Below are 23,046 nucleotides of genomic sequence, written 5' to 3'. Positions count from 1 at the left end.
AATCCTTTCTTGTTGCTTTAGCAACTACAATAAAAATTACCTATGCTATAATTATATACATAATGATAATTACTATCAAGGAGGGATAGAAAATGGAAACAAATAAAACTGTTTTTGGACATGATTTTTTAAAGATGCTTGGAAGAACAAGACTCAGACCAGGCGGCGGTCTTATGACTGATTGGTTACTTGATCAGGTACAGATTGATAAAGATATGCAAGTTTTGGAAGTTGCTTGCAATAGAGGAGATAACCTAATAAGAGTTTATACTAAATATAAATGCAAAATAATAGGCATAGATAATGACCAACTTGCCATAGACCAAGCCTTAGAGAATATAAAGCTTTTGGGCTTAGACAAGGAAATTGAAGTTATAAATATGGATGCCTTAAAGTTAGATTTTGAGGATGAAACATTTGATTTAATAATTAATGAGGCAATGCTTACCATGCTTCCAAATGAAGAAAAAGCAAAAGCTCTTAAAAATTATAACAGGGTTTTAAAAAAAGGCGGCTATTTATTAACTCATGATGTGGCAGTGGAAAATGAAAGTGAAGATATAAGAAGGCAACTTTCAAAATTTACAAACATGAATGTGTATCCTCTAACCGTAGAAAATTGGAATAAACTGTTTATAGAAAATTCTTTTAAACCTTTTTCACAAAGGACTGGCAAGATGATTCTCTTAGACAGGGATACAATCATAAAAGATGAGGGACCAGTAGGGGCTGCAAATTTTTATAAAAAAGCTTATGCAGAAGAAAATAGGGATAGATTTGTAAAAATGTTAGAAAGGTCTAAAAATTCAAGCATTTCATATATAGTTTTAGCAAGTAAAAAGGAGGATTAGGTGAAAGCTATTAAAAAAATATCATTAATTTTATGCTTGACAGTGCTTGCTTTAACAGGTATGACTGCTTGCGGCAATACAAAAACCGAACAAAAATCAGAAAATAAGGAAGTAGCTCAAACTGAGAAAAAGGAAGAAACTAAGGATGAAAATAAAAAGACCAGGACAATTACAGATCATGCAGGTAATGAGGTAGAAGTTCCAGAGAAAATTGAAAGAATAGTAATAGACCAGATTCCTATTTTATCTACCTATATGGCCTATCATCATGGAAAGGCTCCGTATATCGTAGGATATGCTGGATCACTTAAGCAAGTAATTTCAAATACAGTTTTAAAGGACATTGCTCCAGAGCTTCTAGATAGCCAAAATACAGTTCAAGCTCAATCTGACATTAATATTGAGGAAATAATGAAGCTTAAACCAGATGTTATTTTTTACAATGCTTCGAATAAAGAACACTATGAAACTCTTAAAAAGACAGGGATTCCTTGTGTAGGATTTGCTACGGTTGGTACAAATGGACCGGCTGACCCAATAGATAGGTACACACAATGGTTAAAGCTCTTAGAAGATGTATTTGGCGAAAGCGGAAAGACAGATGATTTTATAAAAGCAGGTCAAGATATTGTAAAAGATGTTGAAGAAAGAATTTCAAAAATAGATGATAGTAAAAAACCAACTGGTGTGATTTTATGGAAGTATGTTGAAGGAGTACCAATGGTTGCTGGTAAAGGTGTTTTTGGAGATTTCTGGCTAAATAGAATTGGTGTTAAAAATTTAGCTGATGAAACAAAAGGCTTCGCCAAAGTTTCTATTGAACAATTTTATCAATGGGATCCAGATATACTTTATCTTGATGGACCTGGTCTTCTTGATATTACAACAAAAGATGTATTTGAAAATTCAGTAGAAGGTATCAATTTTTCAAACATGAAAGCTGTTAAGAATAAAAAAGTATATAATACTAAGCTTGGTATGTGGAATTGGTTTACACCAAATCCAGACGGACCACTTGTACTAGCTTGGCTTGCAAAATCAACCTACCCAGAAGAATTTAAGGACTATGACCTTAAGTCTATGATTAAAGATTACTATAAAACATGGTATAATTATGAATTAACAAATGAACAAATTGAGGATATGTTTGATATATGATTAAAGAAATCTTTATCAAAGATAAAAAGATAACAGCAAGCTCATATGTGATACTAATTAGTCTACCTATATTGATCAGCGTTTTGGCACTTGCCATAGGTAGAATGCCTCTAAGCATCAGACAGATTGTAGATTTTTTCAATGCTTATTTAAGCGGGAGAGATTATGACCCTATGCTTGAATCAGTAATAATAAATGTGAGATTACCAAGAATTATTACTGGTCTAATAGTGGGAGCTGGTCTTTCCACAGCAGGTCTTGCCTTTCAAGGGGTTTTTTCAAACCCCTTGGCGACTCCTGATATATTGGGCGTAAGTTCAGCTGCAAGTCTTGGAGCTGTAATTGGTATACTTTTATCGCTTTCAACCTTATCTATTCAAGTCTTTGCTTTAGCTTTTGGATTAATTGGAGTAGTTTTAACCCTTTATATTGGCAAGAGTAGAACTAGGTCATCAACGATAATGCTTATACTCGCAGGTCTTGTAGTTTCATCATTATCAAATGCTCTAGCGTCTCTTCTAAAATATACAGCAGACCCGACAGATAAGTTGCCAGCCATCAGTTATTGGCTTATGGGTTCTTTTGCAAGATCATCTTATAAAAACTTGATACTTTCTGCACCCCTAATAATTTTGGGAATCATCATAATAAGACTCTTGATATTTAGGCTAAATATTATGAGCTTATCAGAAGATGAAGCAAAAAGTCTTGGAGTTAATGTAAAAAAAACTAGGCTTATTTTTATTTTTGCTTCAACACTTATTACAGCTTCATCTATATCAATGTGTGGGAAAGTCGGATGGATTGGTTTGATAATTCCTCACATGGCAAGGATGATGGTGGGAGCTAATAATACTCACACCCTACCTTTTAGTATATCTTTAGGCGCAAGTCTTATGGTACTAATAGAAGCCTTATCAAGAACGGTTTCTGTAATAGAACTACCTATTTCAGTTCTCACAGCAATAATTGGAGCTCCAATTTTTATAAGCCTAATTAGAAAAACTGGGGGTGGGTTCAATTAAATTAGAAGTAAAGGATGCAGGATTTTATTATGATAAAAATCATGTATTATTTAAGAATTTATCTTTTTGTCTAGATCAAGGTCAGGTTTTATCTATCTTAGGGCCCAATGGTGTTGGTAAGACTAGCCTTATAAGATGTATATGTGATTTTGAAAAATGGAAATTGGGTAAAAGTTATTTGGATGGTAAAGATATTTCAAGTTTTAGTAGAAGAGACTTATGGTCTAAGATATCATATGTTCCTCAAAAAAGATCATTTTCTTTTGAATATTCTGGAATTGATATGGTAGTGTTAGGGCTTTCTAGTAAACTTGGACCATTTGCAAAACCAGGTGCAAGAGAATATAAGAAGGCAAATGATATTATGAAAAGCTTAGCTATAGAAAAGCTTAAAGACAAGTCATGTTCTGTGATGAGTGGAGGAGAACTTCAGATGGTTCTAATAGCCAGAGCCTTAATATCAGATCCAAGCTTGATCATATTAGATGAGCCAGAAAGTGGTCTTGATTTTAAAAATCAACTTAAAATAATTTCATTAATCAAAAAACTATCCAAGGTAGACAATATTAGTGTTATTATAAATACTCATTACCCAGCCCACGCTCTTGAAATAGCGGATAAATGCTTGATGTTAATGGAAAATGCTAGACATAAAATAGGCAAAACAGCTGATATTATCTGTAAAGAAAATATGAGAGAAGCATTTGGCGTAGATGTCATACTTGAAAAAATAAAAAAAGATAAGAAAGAATATAATACGATAATACCCATTAGCATAGGAGGTGATAAAAATGAAAAATATCAGTAAGGGAAAAATATTGATACCAGAAGAGGCCATACCTATAAAAGACAATCAAACTATAAGCAAGAAACTTGTAGATTTATATGATCTTCACATCTTACTTATGAGTCTTGATCAAAACACCAGTATTTCCCCTGAATTTTATGCTGAAGAAAGAATATATTTTGCTTTAAAAGGCGAGCTTAAATTTAATAATGAAAGACTTATAAATAACGAACTAATACTTTTTGAAAAAAATAAACTTTTTGACATAGAGGCAAGGGAAAAAAGTATATTTTTAGAAATCGCAATTAACTTAGAGGAGGAAGAAATGAAAAATATTGACAAAGGAAAGAAAATTAAACTAGCTGACTATTTAGATTATGTAGATGGAGGAATCGCAAACATTGACCTTGTATCAAAAGAAGGGTTTAGGCTTGTTTTGATGGCCTTTGATACAGGAGAAGGTCTAAAACCACACAAGGCTCCTGGGGACGCTCTTGTCCTAGCACTTGAGGGCAAGGCAAAGCTTCTTGTTGGAGATAAGGAAATCGAGATTGAATCCGGAGAACAAATAGTATTTCCGGCAAATGTAATCCATAATGTAACTGCAATTACAAGATTTAAAATGTTATTAATATTATCTGTAGATAAATAAAAAAAGATTGAATGATTTTTTAATCATAAATCTGAACACTAAAAACTGGAACTAATACCAGAGTTAGCATTAAAGCTTGCTCTGGTATTTATTTGTTATAAAGATGACCTTTCTTGTACATTAAATTCTTAAAATTATTTGAAAATGCAACTTGTAAGTACAGCTTTTGATATTAATAAAGAAAACAATATTTATTGCTAAGATGGATAGAGTCCGTATAATTGTGTAAAAAGAAAAGGTCATTTGAAACCTAAACTAGTACAATGTTTTTAGCAACAAAAACCAAACTAGGAGTAACAAATGACCCAATTACATTTTACATTAAACATAGAAGATATTCAAAATTTAATTAATGCTGAAGTTAAAAATGATATGGCAAAAACTATCTTAACCAAATTATTCAACGAACTTATGGAGAAAGAAAGAGATGAATATTTAGAAAACGAAGCCTATCAAAGGGATCCTAACAGAAGTACTTATCGCAATGGCTACTATGAACGTGACTACACAACAAAAATAGGAACATTAACTTTAAGAGTACCTAGAACGAGAGATGGCAAATTTTCAACAGAAGTTTTTGAGAGATATCAAAGAAATGAAAAAGCACTGCTCGCAACCATGCTAGAAATGTATGTCCAAGGAGTATCAACAAGAAAAGTATCCAAGGTAATAGAAAATATGTGTGGTAAAACATATTCTAAATCCTTTGTATCATCCCTAACTAAAGAATTAGATGAAGAAGTAAAACTATGGAGAAATAGCGACCTAAGTGGGACAAAGTATCCCTACCTAATAGTAGATGTAGTATAAATAAAAGCAAGGGAAAACAATAAAGTAGTATCAAAAGCTTGTCATATTGCAATAGGAATAACTGAAAAAGGAAATAGAGAAATCATAGGCCTAGATCTAAGTGCTAGTGAAAGTGAATACTCATGGTCGAATTTCTTTGAATATTTAAAATCTAGGGGATTATCTGGGCTAAAAATGGTAATATCAGATGCCCACAAAGGTCTAGTAAAAGCAATTAAGGAAACATTCATAAGTGTAATATGGCAAAGATGCCAGGTTCATTTTCTAAGAAATATCCTATCAAAAGCGCCAAGGAAAAACACAGAAGAATTTAGAACTGATATCAAATCACTATTTAAAATCCAAGATATCAACTTGGCAAGAAAAATGAAATATGAGATATTTTTAAAATACGAGAACGAAAAGAAATTCCAAAATTGCTTAAGTACTTTAGATGATGGATTTGAAGATGCCTTTGCCTATTTAGCTAACGATGTAATACATAGCAGACTTAGATCAACAAATTGCTTGGAAAGACTAAATGAAGAACTTAGAAGACGTGAAAAAGTAGTTAGGATATTTCCTAATGAAGATTCAGCTATGCGTTTAATATTTAGCCCGTCGGCTTTTTGAGACCAATCCTCATTGATATCAACGAAGGTTGGTCTCTAAAAGCTGACAGGATGGATATTAGAGAAAATGCAGGAGAACTAACAGATGAAGAAATAAAAATCCTAATAGAAGAAGTAACAAAGGCAAAAGAATTCAAAGAAACATTAAGGATAATAAGAAATAACATAAAAAATATTAGTTTTCAAATGAAACTATGGTAAATTATAATTAACTAAATATAAAGAATTACTCAACCTAAATTTTTTGCTATTTACTATCTTATTTTTATTGTTGGGAATCGTCACCCGACAAAAAAGTTTATTCATAACTGTATGAGTTTGTAGTTTTTAGGAGAAACATTAAATATTTTTGATCTTATAGCTATTGGTCTATTATGGTGGAGAAATATGAAAGGGATAAGGCTATCATAGATATCGCAAAAGATACTCTACCAAAATCCCCAAAAATAAATTGAAGCTTTCTTAAGAGGCCTCGTTCTGTATTTTTTATTGCAATGCTTGACGGGTATCTCTTGACTCTATTTTGATAAATGACCATAGGAGAGTGTTTTTGGAGCACAGAAAGAAATTGTATCGAGTGTTTATCGAATAGAACTATACTAAAAAAATTTACACGGATTTAGTTGACACAACTAAGAAAAATTGCTCTCATTTACGAAATGGTTTATACTTCAAGAGAGGAGGTGAATTAAATTGATGAAAACACTTGGTATGTTAACAATCATCTGCTTAACAGCATCAATTATGATGGTGAATTTTATACTTATTATACCGAAATTTGGCTCGAAGCATTTCGGTGCACCCGATGATATCAAAGCTATGATGAGTAAGTTGCCAGATAAACCGATTTTGGTCAATATATTAGGCGGACTTATCATGATACTTGGATTGCTAACCATTGCAGCCGTCCTAGTCTGGGCAATTGTTGATACAGTAAAATTTAGTTTAACTTTTCAGCAAGCCTTTGTTAGATTTTTAATACTATTTGAAGGATATAAGCTTTTTGATATTATCTTTTTTGATTATCTCATGCTTACCAAGTTAAAATTGCCGACTAAAGTTTACCCAGAGACGGTTGGTGCTAAGGGGTATGATAATTTTGGATTTAATGTGAAAAGTCAGGTTGCAAAAATTATAATCTTCTTTTTCTTGAGCCTAATTTTGGCATATTTACTGACCGTTTTGGTTTAACTAAAAATTCATAATTTGTAATGTTCAATTCAATTTCCTGGCTATTTGTTTAAAGGGGCTGTAGCTTAAAAAGAACCAATTATCAGAAATAGATATAAGCCATGAACAGTTATATGAAGATAGGTTAGAGGGAAATATAAGTGAAAGAAACTTAAATTTAATGAATGTGAGCATATCTAGAACCATTCCTATAGGAATGGCTAAATACTGACACAAAAAAATGTATCAACCTTTGCCCTTTTATCAGGATTTAGGTTGATACACAAAATTTTTTACAGACCCTCTAGAATATCAAACTCCATTTGATTTATTTATGCACGAACTTAGTTTGGTTTAGGTGTCGCAATATTATTTGCAATTCATCATTTATAAAAAAGTTTGGTACACAAGAAATAATCCGTGCACCAAACTTTTTTGTAGAACTATTAATAAATATGGGAATTAAACTTCTAATAATTTTCCTGCTATTGGACCTGAATCAAGGGTATAAATTTTTTCAATATCTATGATTACAGCAGCAGCTTTTGGCATTACCCCAGCCTTTTCCTTGGCTAGGTTCATATGCTCTTCGTCTGTATAAGATTTGGCTGTACCAACAATCCTAAATCCCTTGTTGTCCTCTCTTTTGACAAAAGCAATAGCAACCTTGCCGTTATTTTTAATATTGGCGTGGTGCTTGCCATCTGTATTTTCGCAATAGATGAGATGTTCATCATCAAGAACCCTCATAGTTCTCTTTGGTCCTATATTAGGATTACCATCCTCATCAACAGTAGCCATATAAGCAAGCTGTTCACCAATTAAGTCTTTTATTTCTTGAGTTAGTTTCATACATACACCTCATTATATATTATTTACATTTATAGGATAGCACATCTGGGGGAAATAGTCAATAATGATTATCACTATTGACTGCAAAATAATAAACATAATTGAAATAATAAAAATTCAAGCAGGACTAAAGTAAAAAAGTCTTACGAATTGAAGGATATAAGCTTTTTGATATTATATTTTTTGATTATCTCATGCTTACCAAGTTAAAATTGCCGATTAAAGTTTACCCAGAGACGGTTGGAGCCAAGGTATATGATAATTTTGGGTTTAATGCGAAAAGTCAGGTTGCAAGAATTATAATCTTCTTTTTCGTGAGCCTAATTTTGGCATATTTACTGACCGTTTTGGTTTAACTAGAAATTCATAACTTGAAATGTTCAATTCGACTTCTTGGCTATTTGTTTTAAGGGGCTGTAGCTTAAAAAAACCAATTATCAGAAATAGATAGAAGCCATGAACAGTTATATGAAGATAGGTTAGAAAGAAATATAAGCGAAAGAAACTTCAATTTAATGAATGTGAGCATATCTAAAAAACAAGACAAGAACCATTCCTATAGGAATGGGTAAATACTGACACAAAAAAATGTATCAACCTTTGCCCTTTTATCAGGATTTAGGTTGATACACAAAATTATTTACAGACCCTAATTATAGGATGACAGTAATTAAAAGTTCTGCAATAGTTAATTTTTTTCTATTTACGGCTTGATTCCACAAACCAAATTTGTTTGTTGTAGTCCTCTATATGATCCTCCATAGCATTAGCTACAGGGAAATTATCAGCCTCATCCGCTTCTTTTCGAATCTCTAGGGCTAGTTCTTTTTGAAGTTTTATGTCAGATAGGACTATTTCTAATGCTTCTTTAATAGATACTTCTTTAGAAGTTTCAATCTCTTGGATTGTAGAAATTTCTAAATATTCTTTTAGATTAGCAACTGGAAATTCTCCAGACATTCTGATAAGCTCAGCAACTTCATCAAGTCTTTCACCAGCTTTATCATATTCAGATTCAAGATACTCATGTACAGATACAAATTGAGAGCCTACGATATTCCAATGTAGATTATGGATTTTAATGTTTAGTACTGCAAGATTTGCAAGATATGTGTTTAATTTTGTCATTTTATTTCTCACTTTCAAATAATTTTAATCACTATTATCAGTATATATAATAATAAAAAACAAGTCAAGTCCATAATATTGAGTAAAATTTACTAGCAAATATTTATTATTTCATCCTAATATCGTAAAAATGAACAGAAGAAAATTATTTCAGAGATACAAAATCACATCATGCAACAAAAAGGAATAGATAGAAAGATAGAATCTATACAAAAGGAAATATTAGATATTATTGAAAAGAGTATTTTATAAATTTTTGCAACATAGTCAAGTATATGGACACAATTTTTAAATATATTTTTATGGAAAGACAGAATTATTGCTGCCTTTCCATGTAAAACTGTTCTATTTCATCAGGAGTGTAATCTTCCAGTGAAGAGTGAGGTCGTTTCGAGTTGTAACGATTGATGTATTCAAAGCAGCATAGGCGTAGTTCATTCTGATTGCAGAAAGATTTACAGGTAATACATTCTCGTTTCATATGGCGAAAGAAATTTTCGCAGCATGCATTGTCATATGGATAGCCTTTCTGTGAGAAGGACTGAACAACATTACGCTTTTCTAATGCTTGTCTAAAAGTATATGCAGTGTATTCAGAACCACGATCTGAATGAAAGAGCACATATTCAGGTTCACCCCTATCGGAATAAGCCTTTTCAAAAGCTTTCATAGTTAAATCTACATTATGGAGATTAGAAATACTCCAGCCGATGATTTTCCTTGAAAATAAATCCATCACAACACAAAGGTAATGGAAAGAGCCATTTACCTTGATATAAGTAAAATCACTTGCTCAAACAGAGTTTGGAGAAGAAGGATTGAACTGTTGCTTCAGATGATTGAAGCAGTTGCCGTTTTCCTTATGAGAATACTTCCATTTGGGTTTCTCTGTGGACCGCTTTGGAAGATTCATTGTATTCATCAATCGATACACTCTACCGAGGCTGATGTTAATGCCATAATCACGTTCTAAAACACGACGTATTTTGTAAGCACCTAGAGAATTAGCATAGTCAGAATAAATTTGTAATATGTGCTTACGAATGACCTGGTTTTCACAGGTGCGAGGAGCGGGTTTCGAGTAAAAATGCTTGTAATAAGTGCTGCGATTAACCCTTAGAACTCGACAAAGGGTTTTAATAGTGTATTGATGTTGCAACTTGTAAACAGCATCTAATCGTTGTTTGAGTGTGGCGTGAATATGGCAATCGCTTTTTTTAATATTTGATTTTCCTCCTCAAGTTGAGCCATACGCTTTTGAAGTTCTTTGACTTGTTTGGCAGTAAGAACTTCTCCGCTGTCTGTTTCCACGGTTGAATATTGTTTAATCCATTTTGTGAGTGCTGATTGTGATACCCCATATTCTTTGATAAGTGAAGCTTGTGTTTTACCGTTGTGGTAAAACTCCACGAGGGTTCGTTTGAAATCCTCATCATAGTGATTTCTTGTGGACATAAAGATACCTCCTTGTGGTGTCTAAGTTAAGAGTATATCTATTTTTTAAATGTGTCCACTTTTATAAGTATAATGCAGATGATGCTGAATTTGAAGGTAATATAATTTACCTTTTGAAAGCAAGTTTGGACTTTGTAAAAAGGAACACCAAAAAGATGTGGAAGAAGGGTCCAGTCTATAGAATAGAATATCCAGAATATCCTGAAAGAGCAGTCCAAGAAGCTCTAGTCAATGCATTAATTCATAGAGATTATTCTGTGATAGGAAGTGAAGTCCATGTAGATATCTATGACGACAGGTTAGAAATATATTCACCTGGAGGTATGTATGATGGAACTTTTGTACAAGATCTCAATCCATTAAATGTGTATTCCATCAGAAGAAACCCAATCATAGCAGATGTATTTGCTAGAATGGATTTAATGGAAAGGCGTGGTTCAGGACTTAGAAAAATCATAGAAGCTTATGAAGCGGAAGAAAATTATAAAGAAGAATTAAAGCCAGAGTTTAAGTCAACAGAATCTTCATTTACTACAATTTTAAAGAATTTAAATTATGACACCCAAAATGTCACTCAAAATGAGGGTGAAAGTGAGGGGCAAAATGAGGGTAAAAATGAAGATCAAAATGATGGTAAAAAGTTAAAACCAAAAGATAGACGAAATAAGATAGTGAAACTTATGAAAGAAAATTCAAATATAACAACAACTGAATTATCTCATATATTATTGGTATCTGTAAGCACGATTGAAAGGGATTTAAAAGTTCTCACAGATGAAAAAACAATCGAGTATATAGGCAGTGCTAAAGACGGATATTGGAAAGTAAACAAATAAAGTGAATAAGAAAATCGAATTCTCCCGAAAATAATATAATATTCGGGAGAAATACTTTGAGCGAGAGAGAAATCTTTCGCTCTTTTTTATTTTACAGGGCCATGAATGAAATTAGTAATAGTAGAAAAACCAAGTGTAGCAGTTACAATTGTAAGAAAAAATGGATATTATGAGGGGATGAATACATTGTTTTCTGGTGTCTAGGTCATTTAATTCAAATGGCAAGTCCAGATAGGATAGATGAAAATAGAATAGGGGGCAATGGAACAAGTTTTGAATATTGACTTTTTGTCCCAGAAATATTTTAATATAAATAAAAGAATTAACTATATGGGGATATCGAAAATGGAAAAGACTAATATTAGATAGTATGGAAATAAAATTTGACTTTGAAAGAGAGTGGTACACAGATGAATTTAGCAGATCCTCAAGATATTATTGTTAAAATAGTTGTTTTATTGATTCCAATTATTTTATGCTTATTTTCTTTATATATGATAGATAAGACCAATGGAAATATTATAGCGGGATTTAATACTATGGAAGAAGAAAAAAAGAAAGAGCTCATAAGGAAAGGATACCTGTTCAAAGTCAAAAAAATGCTTTTAATAATGATTCTACCCCTACTTATTGCTTTTTTGTCTAGTTTTTTTGTTAAGGACATTGAGCTTTATAATGATATTCTCATGGGAGCGTGGGGGTTATTTGGAATCATTACGATTTTAGGAATTGTAGTTGTTAATTATTCTATGCGAAAATAAAGTGGATAAGAAATCAATTGTCACGAATAGAATACAATATTCGTGACAAAGTTTTGAGCGAGGGAGAACTCTTTCGCTCTTTTTCTTTTACAGGGCAGGGTAAAATAATAAAAAAATATGCTAAGAAAGAGAATGTTAAGCCCCTTTTAATGGGCTATAATAAGGGGAGTTAGAGGAATCGAAGGAAGATTTGGAGAAAATTTTATGGAATCCACAAGAGGAGTTAACCTGGGTTAACTTTCCCCAAAGGCCGTCCCTGGCAAGCTTCTAGGGGAAAAGGCTGGGAAAAAGAAAAATAAATCCGGCCAAAAATCCTTTACAGGGGAAGGGGCCTTTGGTAGTATAAACTAAGATATTAAGAACAATTATCAGAGTATAAAAGGGATTAAATATGAGTTTTGGGAAATTTCCAGGGATTCCCTAGGGCTTATGGAAATCCCCACTAAAGGAGTATGGGGTCTTAAAATGACAGAAATGATTTTAACCAAGGTGCAAGTGGATTATTTGTTATTTGTGAAAAATAATCCCGGCCAAGAAAATATAACAGAGGCCTCTAAGTATTTTGCCTGTTCCAAGGTCAATGCAAAAAAAATCATGGACAGGATGGTGGTCCAAGGGATTCTTTTCAAGGACCTAAACCAATACCGGCTAACCGAAATCGGGGAAAAATTAGCCAGGGAATGCAACCGTCGCCTGGAGGATGCCAAGCTGATGTTAAGGAGGATTTTTCCAACAGAAGAAGACCGCTTGGTCAAACTGGCGGAAGAAATTATCCATATTAAGAATTTTGAAGAGGGAATCCACCAGTATGCCCAAAGAGTTCGGGAGATTGGCCGGTTAAAACAAAGGGTAAAAAATGACGACCTGATGAACCTGTATTCTAAAAGTTCATCCAAGGGCTACCTAACCCTCTACAAGGTTACGGAAAACAACCAGGAGTCCTTTGTGGAAAATTCCATGGCCATGATGGGTTTTGACAGTAGGGTAGAAATCCAGGGAGAGGACCAGCCCCATCTCTGCATCCGGACCAAGATGATTGAAAAAATTCAAAACGGCTACAATAAAAAAGCCCTGGCCCTGGCCCTGTGCTATGAAGACAAGGATGGGGAAAAAGAGGTCAACTTGGAGGATGGTTGCTTTAAGATTCCCTTGAAAAGTATCAAGTATTGGAACAATTTGGGAAACGGCCTGGTCCAAGCCTCCATTAACTTTACCATCAAAGCCCAAATCGGTTTTGTCCGTCATGTAAACCGGGCGAATTTTGTCATTACCCTAAACCTCTAAGGCCTGGCTTTAAGGGTGGGGACATTTAAATAGGCTATTTGTCAAATCTTGTTGGGGTGAGATCCATTCTCGCCCCTTCTTTATGTCCGAAAGGTCTAATTTATAAATTAGAAAATAGACTGCAAAAAAATGGAAAGTAAACTTGACATAAATTCAGGCTGATCTTATAATAAATGTAAAGTTAGCTTAACATTTGCTGGGAGATGAGATAATGTGAAAAATAAGCTTGAAGAAATAAGAAAAAAACATGGAATAACCCAAGAAGAATTAGCTTCAATCCTTGAAGTATCTAGGCAGACCATTGGTTCTTTAGAAAACGGAAGATATAATCCTTCCATTCTCTTAGCCTTCAAAATTGCTAGATATTTTAATTTGACTATTGAAGATATTTTTATCTACCAGGAGGGGGAAGATGATGACAAGAAATAGAAATATGTTGAGGAATTGGCTCTTTGTACTTTTAGGAATAGGCCTAATGATAGCTGGAATCTTAATGGATAAATATAGTGGGACCAGCAACCAGGTCCTTGCTACGATTCCCTATATTTTGATTGGTCTAGGTTGTGGAATCTTCGGTCACTTTATGGGGTATATCATGAAATATTTCTCCACAAGAAATAATGAAGAATTAGAGCGGCAAATAGAGATTGAGAAAAAGGATGAAAGAAACATTTTAATTGCAGAAAAGTCAAAGGCCAAAGCCTATGATCTGATGGTTTACTTATTTGCTGGAATGCTTATTATGTTTTCCTTGATGAGGGTAGATAAATTGCAAATCCTCATTATCGTAGCCATCTACCTATCCTTACAGGTATATGCCCTATATTGGAAATATAAACTTGAAGGTCAAATGTAAAAAGGAGAAGACAAAATGAACAAAAAAATGATATTGGGGATAATCATAGTTTTATCACTTGGACTAGGAATATATGGCTATATTGTATTGCCAGAAACAGTTACAGTTCAAGTAGACTTATCGGGAAATCCCTCCAATGCTTATCCCAAAACTTTAGACCTGGCCTTTCAGTTCTTATTGTCAGTTGGTGGGGGCCTGGGATATTATTTTTCTGAGAAAAATGAAAAGAAGTATTTAGTTCTTGCCCTTGTTGGCTTAATCGTATCTGTAATAACCTTAATCTATAACACCTAATGAAATAAAAGTTTATAAAGTTACAGAATCTCCGGCTAGACCGGGGATTTTTTTAATGCACCTCAAGAAAAAAATAAATAAAAAAGTTGACAGGCCTGGAGAAAAAATGTACTATAAATGTAACAAGAAATGTACTATAAATGTAACCATAGAAAAAAGGGAGATGCAATGGATGTAGAAATTGACAACAGGATTGCGGAATTTCGCAAGGAGCTTGGCCTGTCTCAACACCGGCTGGCCCAGGCGGTGGGGCTTAAGAGGCGGTCCATTATGGCCTATGAAAACAAGACCATAAGCCCAACCCTGGAAACGGCCTATAAGATTTCCAAGGTTTTGGGCAAGGACTTGACAGAAGTGTTTATTTTTAAATAGGAGGAAGACATGGGACTTTTATTCAACAGTAATCAAGAAATCAACGAAAAAATTAAAAGTGAATTTGGGGACTTGGACAACCATGTCCTGGCCTTTAAGCATAATGATGTAAAAACAGACTTGTTTAAGTGGCTAGTCCCAGGGGGTCTGTACTATACGATGGATTCTAGCAGGACCTTTATCTTATATTTTTCCAACAAGGGCATCCATGAGGAGGAAATAAGCAATTCTGTAAAAAGGGATTTTTTACTTATGCCCTGGCATGAAATCAGCTCTTTTGAGCTGAAGGTTAAAAAGAATAAGGCTATCCTGGAATTGGTCCATATAGGGAAAAAGCTAGGCTATGAAATTCCCTTTACAGGGGCAATTTTTAAGGGCAACCAGGAGAATTTGCAAAAGCTAGAAAGCAAAGACTGGAATCGGATCTAGCCTTCCCACGTTCGGGGCAATTCTTGTAATCCCAGGGAGAATTTCCTATAATAGAAGAGATTGAGATTTTGCAAAACTTGGATGTAAAGGATGGACCTATGAATAAAAGGACAAAGAAGTGGGGGAGCCTCCTCCTGGTGGCCCTGGTGGTTTTAGCCAGCCTGGCCCTAGGAGATGAGTCTCTTTTAAATGGATTGACGGCCCTGGGAATGACCAGGCAAAGTGTCCGGAGTCTCCAGGCCTTGCTTGGCTCCAGCCAGGCGAGCTATGAGCCGGCCAAAAAAAGCGACTACTATATCTTGGATGACAAGGGACCTCTTTTTTCCCAGGAGGACCTAAAGCCTGGTCAGGACTGGCAGACCTTTAGCCCCCTGGATTCTCTGAACCGGGTGGGACCGGCCAATGCCCTTATTGGTCCGGCCTCCAAACCCCGGGAAAAGAGGGGGGATATTTCCAAGGTCTACCCCACAGGCTGGCAGCAAAAAAAATATGACTTTGTAGATGGCGGGGCTCTCTACAACCGCTGCCACCTCATTGCCCACCAGCTCACGGGGGAAAATGACAACTGGCTCAACCTCATGACTGGGACCCGGTCCTTTAACAAGTACGGTATGTTACCCTTGGAAAATATTGTGGCGGCCTATATTCGAGATACCGGGGGCCAGGTCCGCTACCGGGTGACGCCAGTCTTTAAAGACCAGGAACTCCTGGCCCGGGGAGTTATTATGGAGGCTGCTAGTGTGGATGATGGAGGCAAGGTGGTGTCCTTTCGAGCCTTTGTCCCCAACCAGGAGCCGGGAGTGGCCCTGGACTACAGGACTGGCCGCAACCATCGGGCCCAGTAAAATAAAAAACCAGCCCACATACTGGGATGTGGGCCGGCCGTCAACTTGGACCAATACCGGAGACAGAAAACTGTCTTCGGTATTTTTTATGCAGATTTTAAAATTCCTAAAGATGATAGGATGATCAAAACCATAGCCAGGGGTGTAATATACTTTAAGGCCAGGTAGTAGGCCTTAAAGGCTTTTTGTTCAAGGGTATGGTGGTTGCTTAACTCGTCAAAAATGGCTTCCTTGTCATAGAACCAGCCCAAGAAAATAATTTCGATAAAGGCGGCAGAGGTCAGCATGTAGTTGGAAGTCAACTTGTCCAAAAAGTCAAAAAAAGTAAGACCAGCAATTTGCAGGGAAGAATTTGCTCCATTGGACAAACTGCTTAAGATGGACAAGAGGAAGATTCCAGCAGCCGCAAGAACCGAAGCCTTTTTCCGAGACAGCTTCAAGGAATCCACACCAAAGGCTACAGAGGATTCCAAGAGGGAGATGGTAGAGGTCAGAGCAGCCAGGGCCAATAGGACAAAGAAGGCCACGCCAAACAAGTAACCTCCCGGCATTCTAGGAAAGACATTGGGCAGGGTGACAAAGGCCAGACCAGCCCCTTGGGTGGGGTCCAGGTTAAAGGTAAAGACCGAGGTAAAAATAGCAATCCCGGCCAAGATGGCAATGAGGGTGTCAAAAAATGCAATGGAAAAAGCAGACTTGACAATGTTGTTGTCATCACTGACATAGGACCCGTAGGTGGTCATAATGGCCATGCCCAGAGACAGGGTAAAGAAAGAATGCCCCAGGGCCGCCAAGAAGCCCGCCATGGTAAATTTAGAAAAGTCCGGATAGAATAAAAAGTGGAGCCCTTCCCGGCCTCCCTCCAGGGTAAGACCCCGGATGCCCAGGCAGATGACAATTAAAAGCAAGATGGGGATGGCGATCTTCGAGACCTTTTCAATCCCCTTGTCAATCCCCGACCGAACAATCAACATGGTCATGAGCATAAAGACAAAGGTCCAGGCAATGGGTCGAATGGGAGAAGAGATAAAGCCGGTAAAGAGGTTGGAAATTTCTTCCGGGCTCTTGCCAGCAAATGCATTGGTTAGGCTCCTATAGATATACTCCAAGGACCAGCCTGCTACGACAGAATAAAAACTTAAAATTAAAAATGAGGCAATGACGGCGATGATTCCTGAGATATACCATTTTTTGCCCGGGGCCAACTTTTTAAATGAATCCACACAGTCGCTTTTTGCCCGACGGCCAATCAAAATTTCACTCATGAGGATTGGAACGCCGATGACAAGACAAATAAGTACATAGACAAGAAGGAAGGCGCCTCCTCCGTTTGTCCCTACAATATATGGAAATCTCCATATATTTCCCAGACCGACAGCTGAACCAACAGCGGCCATGATCATTCCGAAATTACTGTTAAAACCTTTTCGTTCCATAAGTCCTCCTTTCAAAGAATAAAATAAAATAGCCTCTCAATAGACGCTATTAAAATAAATTTTTAAAATTATAACACAGATAAAATTAAAAGTAAAGAAAAAATTTAGGGGGCCATAAAAAGAGAATATAAGGCCAGAAAGTCGGCTTAAAATCAGGGATTTATAGGGTTGACTTGGAAAAAATAAAGATCCTGGCGGAAGAAAAATTTGCAAAAAATCTTCCAAAGCTTGCCAAGCCTATAGAAGAGTGTTATACTATACATAAGTAAATAAGAAACCTTATTAAGAGTGGCGGAGTGACTAGGCACTGTGAAGCCCGGCAACCTGAATTGGTGCTAAATCCTACAGAGTAATCTGAAAGATGAGGTATAAGTTGACCTGTTCTTTTAGAATAGGTTTTTTTTAATTGCAAAGGAGGAAAAAGTGAAACGCTGGTTATTTACATCAGAATCCGTTACAGAAGGCCATCCAGACAAGGTCTGTGACCAAATTAGTGATGCGATTTTAGATGAGATTTTAAGACAAGATAAAGATGCTCGTGTGGCCTGTGAAACTGTGGCCAACACCGGACTCATTTTAATTACAGGAGAAATTACCACAGAAGGCTATGTGGAATTCGACAAGGTTGTCCGCCAAACCCTAAAGGAAATTGGCTACGACCACCAAAGTGGTGGAGGATTTTCCTATGAAAATTGCGCCGTGCTCTCAGCTATTGAAGAGCAATCCCACGATATTGCCCAAGGAGTAGACCGGTTCAAGGAAAGCAACATCGATGCCATGGACGCCTTTGGTGCTGGAGACCAAGGGATGATGTTTGGCTATGCCTGCAATGAAACCGAAGAATACATGCCCATGCCCATTTCCCTGGCCCATAAGTTGTCCAAGAGATTGGCTGATGTGCGCAAGGACAAGACCCTGGACTACCTAAGACCTGATGGCAAGACCCAGGTAACCTTGGTATATGAAGATGGCAAGCCCGTAGCCGTGAAAAATATTGTCGTAGCAGCCCAACATGCTCCAGAAGTGGACTTGGAAGAAATTCGCCGAGACATTAAAAAACACGTCATCGAACCCATTATCCCTGCAGACTTTATTACAGAAGATACCCAATACTATATCAATGCCACAGGCCGTTTTGTCCTGGGAGGCCCCCTGGCCGATGCCGGTTTAACAGGCCGGAAGATCATCGTAGACACCTATGGTGGCTATGCTCGCCATGGTGGTGGAGCTTTCTCCGGAAAAGACCCGACCAAGGTGGACCGGTCTGCAGCCTATGCCGCCCGTTATGTGGCTAAAAACATTGTAGCTGCCGGTCTGGCAGACAAGTGCGAAGTGGGGCTATCCTATGTAATCGGAGTGGCAAGACCCTTGAGCATCTATGTAGAAACCTTTGGCACAGGAAAAATTTCTGATGCAGAAATTGAAGACCTGGTTCATAAGAATTTTGACCTAAGACCTGCTGCCATTATCAAGGAACTAGACCTTCTAAGACCCATCTACCGCCAAGTAGCCAGCTATGGTCACTTTGGTCGCAATGACCTGGACCTGCCCTGGGAAAGACTGGACAAGGTGGACTTGTTGAGAAAATAAGGACAGACAAGCTGGAAAAGAGATCCCCGGGTCTCTTTTTTCTTTGGCCCGGATTTGGTACAATGGATGAAAGGAGGAGCTATGGAAATTCAAGGAAGAATCGAATCAATTGTCTACCATAATGAGAAGAACGGCTATAGCGTTTTAAGTGTGGAAGCTGAAGACGACCTCATTACCTGCGTGGGCTACGGCTATCAATTTGAAAAAAATTTAGACTATACATTTCAGGGAGACTGGATCTTCCACCCCAAGTACCATGAGCAGTTTTCCTTTCAAGAGGCCAAGGTCCGTAAGCCCACCAGCAGTGAATCCATAGTCCGCTACCTGTCCTCAGGCTGCCTGCCCTGTATCGGCCCCAAGACCGCCCAGGCCATTGTGGACCTTTTTGGCAAGGACAGCCTCCGGGTCATGAGAGAAGAGCCGGGAGCCTTAAGGCAAATTCCCGGCCTCGGCAAGAAAAAAATTGCCAAGATCAGCCAGGCCCTGAAAGAGCAAGAGGGGATGGACACTATGCTGGATTGGTGCCTGGACCGGGGCCTGTCTGTCCAAGAAGCCATGAAGCTCTACCGGGTCTATGGAGCAAACACCCAAACCACCCTGGAAAAGAAACCCTATTGGATTCTCCAGGACCTCAAGGGCTTTTCCTTTAAGAGCATTGACAAGCTGGCCCTACAATTGGGTTTTGCCAAGGATGATCCCATGCGGATCGAGGCCTATTTTGTGGAAATTTTAAAAGAGGCCCTCTTCCAAGGCAACTGCTATGTCTACTACAGCCAATTAAAAAGTCAATTTAGCAAGGACCTGGGCCTGGACCAAGAAAAGGCCCCGGACCCCTTGCAGATGGCCATGAACCCCGGCCTCTACCTGGAAAAGGACCAAGAACTTGGCCGGGAGGGAGACTACCGGGTCTACTTAAGCTACGTCTACCGCTGTGAAAAAAATATTGCCCAAAACCTCCTGGCCCGGTTGGGACAAAAAAACCTCCAGGTCAAAACCGCTGGAGAGGCCATCCTCCAAGACCATAAAAAAGACTGGGTTAACCGGCTAAGTCCTGAACAAGTCCAGGCTGTGGAAAAATCCCTAGATTCTTCTGTCATGGTCCTAACTGGGGGACCGGGAACGGGAAAAACCACCACCCTCAAGGCCCTAATTGAACTCTACGAGTCCATGGACCTCAAGGTCTGCCTGGCAGCCCCCACAGGTCGGGCGGCAAAAAAAATGAGCGAGGCCACAGCCAGACCCGCTTCCACCATCCACCGACTCTTAGACCTGACCCCCCATGAAGACTGGGTGGACTTCCAAGATACAGAAAATGAAATTGATGCCGATGTCTTGATCCTGGACGAGGTGTCCATGGTGGACATCTTTTTAATGGTTCAAATCCTCATGGCCCTGGATGAAAGAACCAAGTTGATCCTAGTGGGAGACCACAACCAACTTCCCAGTGTGGGGCCGGGGAATGTCCTGGGAGACATCATTGCCTCCGGCCGGGTGCCCACCGTGGAATTAACCAAGATTTTCCGCCAGGCAGAGCAGTCCAATATCGTTCAAAATGCCCACAATATTTTAAAGGACCGCCCCCTGGTCATGAACCAAAAAAACGGCGACTTTTTCTTTATCCAGGCCCAGGGAGAGGCCATAGCCCAAACCATTGTGGATCTGATTTCCAAAAGATTGCCGGACTACTACGACCTAGACCCCATGGAGGACATCCAGGTCCTAAGTCCCATGCACAAGGGACCTGTTGGGGTGACCATCCTCAACCAAAGGCTCCAAGAAGCCCTGAACCCTCCCCAAGAAGATAAAAAAGAAATCACCTATAAAAATATGATCTTCCGGACAGGGGACCGGGTCATGCACATTAAAAACAACTACCAGCTAAAGTGGTCCATCCAGTCCGAGGTCTATGCCAAGGAGGGAGAGGGAGTCTTTAACGGCGACCTGGGTCGGATCCTTTCTGTAGATCCCGAGACCAAGAGCCTCAAGGTGGTCTATGATGAAATGAAACATGTGGACTACCAGGAATACGACCTGGACGAATTGACCCTGGCCTATGCCTCCACCATCCACAAGGCCCAGGGAAGCGAATACCCCATTACCATTATGACCTGTTCCTGGGCCCCGGCCATCCTCCAAAGCAAGAACATCCTCTATACAGCCATTACCCGGGGGAAAAGAGGTGTCATCCTGGTAGGGAGTCTGGACTCTCTCCAAGAAATGCTGAAAAATAAGGACCAGCTGGAGAGAAGAACCGGCCTGGTCCGTCGCCTGGAAACCGAGGTGGTCCTATGAATTTTTTAGAAATTTTCCAAGACCACACCTGCTATCTCTGCCGGGAAAAAGAAGGGGCCATCCCCTACCTCTGTCCCCAGTGCTGTGACCGGTTGGACTTCCAACCTGGCCATAGGCAAAAAAATGGCCGGGCCATCTACACTGGCTTTTCCTACACCGGTAGCCTGCGAAAAATCCTGACCGACTACAAGTTTGAATCCAAGACCTACCTGGCCAAGACCCTGGCCCACCTCTTTATCCAAGTCCTGGGAAGCATGGACCTTTCCCAAGACCTGGATGGTTTTGTGGTGGTGCCTTCAGCCAGACAGACCCTAAAAAAAAGAGGCTTTGACCCCATGGACCTCATTGGCATGGAAATCCACCACCTATCCGGCCTAAGCTATTATAGGGGCAAGCTGGAGAAAATAAAAAATACCCCCCTGCAACTTGGCCTGTCTGCCAAGGAAAGGGAGGTAAACCTAGTCCAAGCCTTCCGGGCCAAGGACCTGGAAGGCAAAAATATTCTATTGTTGGATGACATCCTAACGACGGGGTCCACCCTCTACCAGGCCAGCCTGGCCCTGGAAGAAGCCGGAGTCAACCAAGTCTACCCCGTCAGTCTGTCGGCTTAGTTTCTCCAGGCAAGAGGTCCTTTAAAACAGAATCCTCCCGGGGCCAAGTCAAGCCCCCCTGTCTTTTTAAATAGACCAGGGCATTGATTTGGCAGCCCACTTGCAGGACGATATTCACCAGGTAGATCCATAAGAGCAAAAGAATCATGCCGGCAAAGTAACCATAGGTCATGGCATACTTGCCAAAATTCGACACATAATAGGTAAAGAGGACCGTTCCCAATAAAATCCCCACCAGGGCAAAAAGACTTCCAGGCAGGAGGCTCTTTAGGCCCAATTTTTTCATGGGAAGGTTGGGGCTGATGCCATAGAGGCAAACCAGGAAAATCAAGGCATAAATAGGCCCGATGATATTCAAGGACCGGTACAAAAAACCAATGAGGTCTTGGTTTAGGGGAAAGTAGTTGTTGAGCTGCTGGATGAGCTCGGACCCGATAATCCGGGAGAAGAGCAAGAGCAAGATCATGACAATTAGTCCCAGGGTAAAGGCCAGACCCAAAAAGGCCATTTCAAAAAAATTACGATTTTCTTGGAGCTGGTAGGCCCCGTTGATGATTTTAATCAACTGGCGCACACCGCTGGAGGCCGACCAAAGACCCATAATCAAAGAAATACTCAACAAAGAAGCCGAAGAGTTCAGGGCAATTTGGTCTGCAAAGGTCAAGATAACAGAGGCCGTAGACTTGGGTAGGTAGGACACCAGGTTCCGGATAAAGGAAGGGTCCACCAGGGAGGTATAGTTCAAGATATTTAAAAGGGCAATGATAAAGGGAAACAAGGACAGGGTGGTAAAATAAGACAACTGTCCGGCCCTGGGAAAAACTTCAAATTCAAGTATCCGCTTGACCAGGGCATCGAGAAAACTCAAAACGGGGTTGTTCCGGTGCCGGTAAAGCCAGGTTTTTAACTTTTCTAACATAAAAGCTCCTTTCCTAATAAAT

The 23,046-nt window shown here is 38.6% G+C and carries 24 protein-coding genes, 5 pseudogenes and 1 riboswitch; of the genes and pseudogenes, 22 read left to right on the top strand and 7 right to left on the bottom strand.

Annotation, left to right across the window (positions count from 1 at the left end):
- Positions 1 to 92: 92 nt before the first annotated feature.
- The 8 genes and pseudogenes from BQ7400_RS03635 to BQ7400_RS03595 all read left to right on the top strand — a co-directional run bounded on the left by BQ7400_RS03635 (position 93) and on the right by BQ7400_RS03595 (position 7,085).
- Entirely contained in the window at positions 93 to 851 is a 759-nt protein-coding gene (locus BQ7400_RS03635; protein ID WP_072469514.1) for a class I SAM-dependent methyltransferase, read from the top strand.
- Positions 852 to 2,009 (top strand): ABC transporter substrate-binding protein, encoded by a 1,158-nt coding sequence (locus BQ7400_RS03630; protein WP_072469513.1) that lies wholly within the window; start codon positions 852 to 854, stop codon positions 2,007 to 2,009.
- Positions 2,006 to 3,034: a FecCD family ABC transporter permease gene (locus BQ7400_RS03625; RefSeq protein WP_072469512.1), complete on the top strand. Its 1,029-nt coding sequence runs from the start codon at positions 2,006 to 2,008 to the stop codon at positions 3,032 to 3,034. The genes BQ7400_RS03630 and BQ7400_RS03625 overlap by 4 nt, the downstream gene beginning before the upstream one ends.
- Positions 3,021 to 3,842, top strand: coding sequence for an ABC transporter ATP-binding protein (locus BQ7400_RS03620; protein ID WP_072469511.1), 822 nt, complete (start codon positions 3,021 to 3,023; stop codon positions 3,840 to 3,842). Before BQ7400_RS03625 ends, BQ7400_RS03620 begins: the two co-directional genes overlap by 14 nt.
- Positions 3,826 to 4,473, top strand: coding sequence for a cupin domain-containing protein (locus BQ7400_RS03615; RefSeq protein WP_072469510.1), 648 nt, complete (start codon positions 3,826 to 3,828; stop codon positions 4,471 to 4,473). Before BQ7400_RS03620 ends, BQ7400_RS03615 begins: the two co-directional genes overlap by 17 nt.
- A gap of 300 nt (positions 4,474 to 4,773) precedes the next feature.
- A pseudogene (locus tag BQ7400_RS10305) lies at positions 4,774 to 5,895 on the top strand (IS256 family transposase).
- A 62-nt stretch (positions 5,896 to 5,957) separates the two neighbouring features.
- Positions 5,958 to 6,095 (top strand): annotated as a pseudogene (locus tag BQ7400_RS10780) (DUF3847 domain-containing protein); the annotation flags it as partial.
- A gap of 495 nt (positions 6,096 to 6,590) precedes the next feature.
- Positions 6,591 to 7,085: a hypothetical protein gene (locus BQ7400_RS03595; RefSeq protein WP_072469507.1), complete on the top strand. Its 495-nt coding sequence runs from the start codon at positions 6,591 to 6,593 to the stop codon at positions 7,083 to 7,085.
- Between the two features lie 441 nt (positions 7,086 to 7,526).
- On the opposite strand, the gene BQ7400_RS03590 is transcribed toward BQ7400_RS03595, so the two are convergent.
- Complete coding sequence (locus BQ7400_RS03590; RefSeq protein ID WP_072469506.1) at positions 7,527 to 7,916, bottom strand: pyridoxamine 5'-phosphate oxidase family protein; 390 nt, start codon at positions 7,914 to 7,916, stop codon at positions 7,527 to 7,529.
- Between the two features lie 140 nt (positions 7,917 to 8,056).
- Here BQ7400_RS03590 and BQ7400_RS10960 point away from each other — a divergent pair.
- A pseudogene (locus tag BQ7400_RS10960) lies at positions 8,057 to 8,272 on the top strand (hypothetical protein); the annotation flags it as partial.
- A 343-nt stretch (positions 8,273 to 8,615) separates the two neighbouring features.
- On the opposite strand, the gene BQ7400_RS03580 reads toward BQ7400_RS10960, so the two are convergent.
- From BQ7400_RS03580 to BQ7400_RS10680, 4 genes and pseudogenes are all read right to left on the bottom strand, one after another.
- Entirely contained in the window at positions 8,616 to 9,044 is a 429-nt protein-coding gene (locus BQ7400_RS03580) for a Dps family protein (RefSeq protein WP_072469505.1), read from the bottom strand.
- A gap of 316 nt (positions 9,045 to 9,360) precedes the next feature.
- A pseudogene (locus BQ7400_RS10690) lies at positions 9,361 to 9,822 on the bottom strand (IS3 family transposase); the annotation flags it as partial.
- Positions 9,823 to 9,837: 15 nt separating this feature from the next.
- Positions 9,838 to 10,203 carry an IS3 family transposase gene (locus BQ7400_RS11000; protein ID WP_219306806.1) on the bottom strand — a complete coding sequence of 122 codons (366 nt, stop codon included), beginning with the start codon at positions 10,201 to 10,203 and terminating at the stop codon, positions 9,838 to 9,840.
- Positions 10,204 to 10,217: 14 nt separating this feature from the next.
- Positions 10,218 to 10,499, bottom strand: a complete 282-nt coding sequence (locus tag BQ7400_RS10680) for an IS3 family transposase (RefSeq protein WP_034440410.1) — start codon at positions 10,497 to 10,499, stop codon at positions 10,218 to 10,220.
- Between the two features lie 125 nt (positions 10,500 to 10,624).
- Between BQ7400_RS10680 and BQ7400_RS03565 the strand changes: the two genes are divergently transcribed.
- The 10 genes and pseudogenes from BQ7400_RS03565 (at position 10,625) to BQ7400_RS03520 (ending at position 16,176) form a co-directional block, all read left to right on the top strand.
- Entirely contained in the window at positions 10,625 to 11,335 is a 711-nt protein-coding gene (locus BQ7400_RS03565) for an ATP-binding protein (RefSeq protein WP_245759402.1), read from the top strand.
- A 105-nt stretch (positions 11,336 to 11,440) separates the two neighbouring features.
- Positions 11,441 to 11,580, top strand: a pseudogene (locus BQ7400_RS03560) (toprim domain-containing protein); the annotation flags it as partial.
- A 165-nt stretch (positions 11,581 to 11,745) separates the two neighbouring features.
- Complete coding sequence (locus BQ7400_RS03555) at positions 11,746 to 12,096, top strand: DUF3784 domain-containing protein (protein WP_034440412.1); 351 nt, start codon at positions 11,746 to 11,748, stop codon at positions 12,094 to 12,096.
- 465 nt (positions 12,097 to 12,561) lie between these two features.
- The gene (locus tag BQ7400_RS03550; protein WP_034440415.1) at positions 12,562 to 13,380 is read left to right on the top strand and encodes a hypothetical protein; all 819 of its coding nucleotides are present in this window, start codon (positions 12,562 to 12,564) and stop codon (positions 13,378 to 13,380) included.
- A 213-nt stretch (positions 13,381 to 13,593) separates the two neighbouring features.
- Positions 13,594 to 13,809, top strand: coding sequence for a helix-turn-helix transcriptional regulator (locus BQ7400_RS03545; protein ID WP_034440417.1), 216 nt, complete (start codon positions 13,594 to 13,596; stop codon positions 13,807 to 13,809).
- The gene (locus tag BQ7400_RS03540; RefSeq protein ID WP_245759401.1) at positions 13,793 to 14,236 is read left to right on the top strand and encodes a tetraspanin family protein; all 444 of its coding nucleotides are present in this window, start codon (positions 13,793 to 13,795) and stop codon (positions 14,234 to 14,236) included. The genes BQ7400_RS03545 and BQ7400_RS03540 overlap by 17 nt, the downstream gene beginning before the upstream one ends.
- 15 nt (positions 14,237 to 14,251) lie before the next feature.
- Positions 14,252 to 14,530 carry a DUF1648 domain-containing protein gene (locus tag BQ7400_RS03535; RefSeq protein WP_072469504.1) on the top strand — a complete coding sequence of 93 codons (279 nt, stop codon included), beginning with the start codon at positions 14,252 to 14,254 and terminating at the stop codon, positions 14,528 to 14,530.
- A 168-nt stretch (positions 14,531 to 14,698) separates the two neighbouring features.
- Entirely contained in the window at positions 14,699 to 14,902 is a 204-nt protein-coding gene (locus BQ7400_RS03530) for a helix-turn-helix transcriptional regulator (RefSeq protein WP_034440423.1), read from the top strand.
- 9 nt (positions 14,903 to 14,911) lie between these two features.
- Entirely contained in the window at positions 14,912 to 15,331 is a 420-nt protein-coding gene (locus BQ7400_RS03525) for a histidine kinase (RefSeq protein ID WP_072469503.1), read from the top strand.
- Positions 15,332 to 15,429: 98 nt separating this feature from the next.
- A complete protein-coding gene (locus BQ7400_RS03520; protein WP_072469653.1) occupies positions 15,430 to 16,176 on the top strand; it encodes a DNA/RNA non-specific endonuclease in 747 nt (248 codons plus the stop codon).
- 86 nt (positions 16,177 to 16,262) lie between these two features.
- Here the strand turns inward: BQ7400_RS03520 and BQ7400_RS03515 are convergent, their stop codons facing one another.
- Positions 16,263 to 17,612 carry a sodium-dependent transporter gene (locus tag BQ7400_RS03515; protein ID WP_072469502.1) on the bottom strand — a complete coding sequence of 450 codons (1,350 nt, stop codon included), beginning with the start codon at positions 17,610 to 17,612 and terminating at the stop codon, positions 16,263 to 16,265.
- Between the two features lie 276 nt (positions 17,613 to 17,888).
- A riboswitch (SAM riboswitch) is annotated at positions 17,889 to 17,980 on the top strand.
- 55 nt (positions 17,981 to 18,035) lie between these two features.
- Between BQ7400_RS03515 and metK the strand changes: the two genes are divergently transcribed.
- The 3 genes from metK to BQ7400_RS03500 all read left to right on the top strand — a co-directional run bounded on the left by metK (position 18,036) and on the right by BQ7400_RS03500 (position 22,105).
- Entirely contained in the window at positions 18,036 to 19,202 is a 1,167-nt protein-coding gene (gene metK, locus BQ7400_RS03510; protein ID WP_072469501.1) for a methionine adenosyltransferase, read from the top strand.
- Positions 19,203 to 19,283: 81 nt separating this feature from the next.
- Complete coding sequence (recD2, locus tag BQ7400_RS03505; protein WP_072469500.1) at positions 19,284 to 21,494, top strand: SF1B family DNA helicase RecD2; 2,211 nt, start codon at positions 19,284 to 19,286, stop codon at positions 21,492 to 21,494.
- Positions 21,491 to 22,105: a ComF family protein gene (locus BQ7400_RS03500; RefSeq protein WP_072469499.1), complete on the top strand. Its 615-nt coding sequence runs from the start codon at positions 21,491 to 21,493 to the stop codon at positions 22,103 to 22,105. The genes recD2 and BQ7400_RS03500 overlap by 4 nt, the downstream gene beginning before the upstream one ends.
- On the opposite strand, the gene BQ7400_RS03495 is transcribed toward BQ7400_RS03500, so the two are convergent.
- Positions 22,089 to 23,024, bottom strand: a complete 936-nt coding sequence (locus BQ7400_RS03495; RefSeq protein WP_072469498.1) for a YihY/virulence factor BrkB family protein — start codon at positions 23,022 to 23,024, stop codon at positions 22,089 to 22,091. The two genes, BQ7400_RS03500 and BQ7400_RS03495, sit on opposite strands and share 17 nt — an antisense overlap.
- Between the last annotated feature and the right edge of the window lie 22 nt (positions 23,025 to 23,046).

The sequence above is a fragment of the Urinicoccus massiliensis genome, assembly GCF_900120405.1.
Classification (GTDB): domain Bacteria; phylum Bacillota; class Clostridia; order Tissierellales; family Peptoniphilaceae; genus Urinicoccus; species Urinicoccus massiliensis.
The sequence above is the reverse complement of the archived record's forward strand: the minus strand, read 5'-3'. Positions and strand labels throughout refer to the sequence as shown.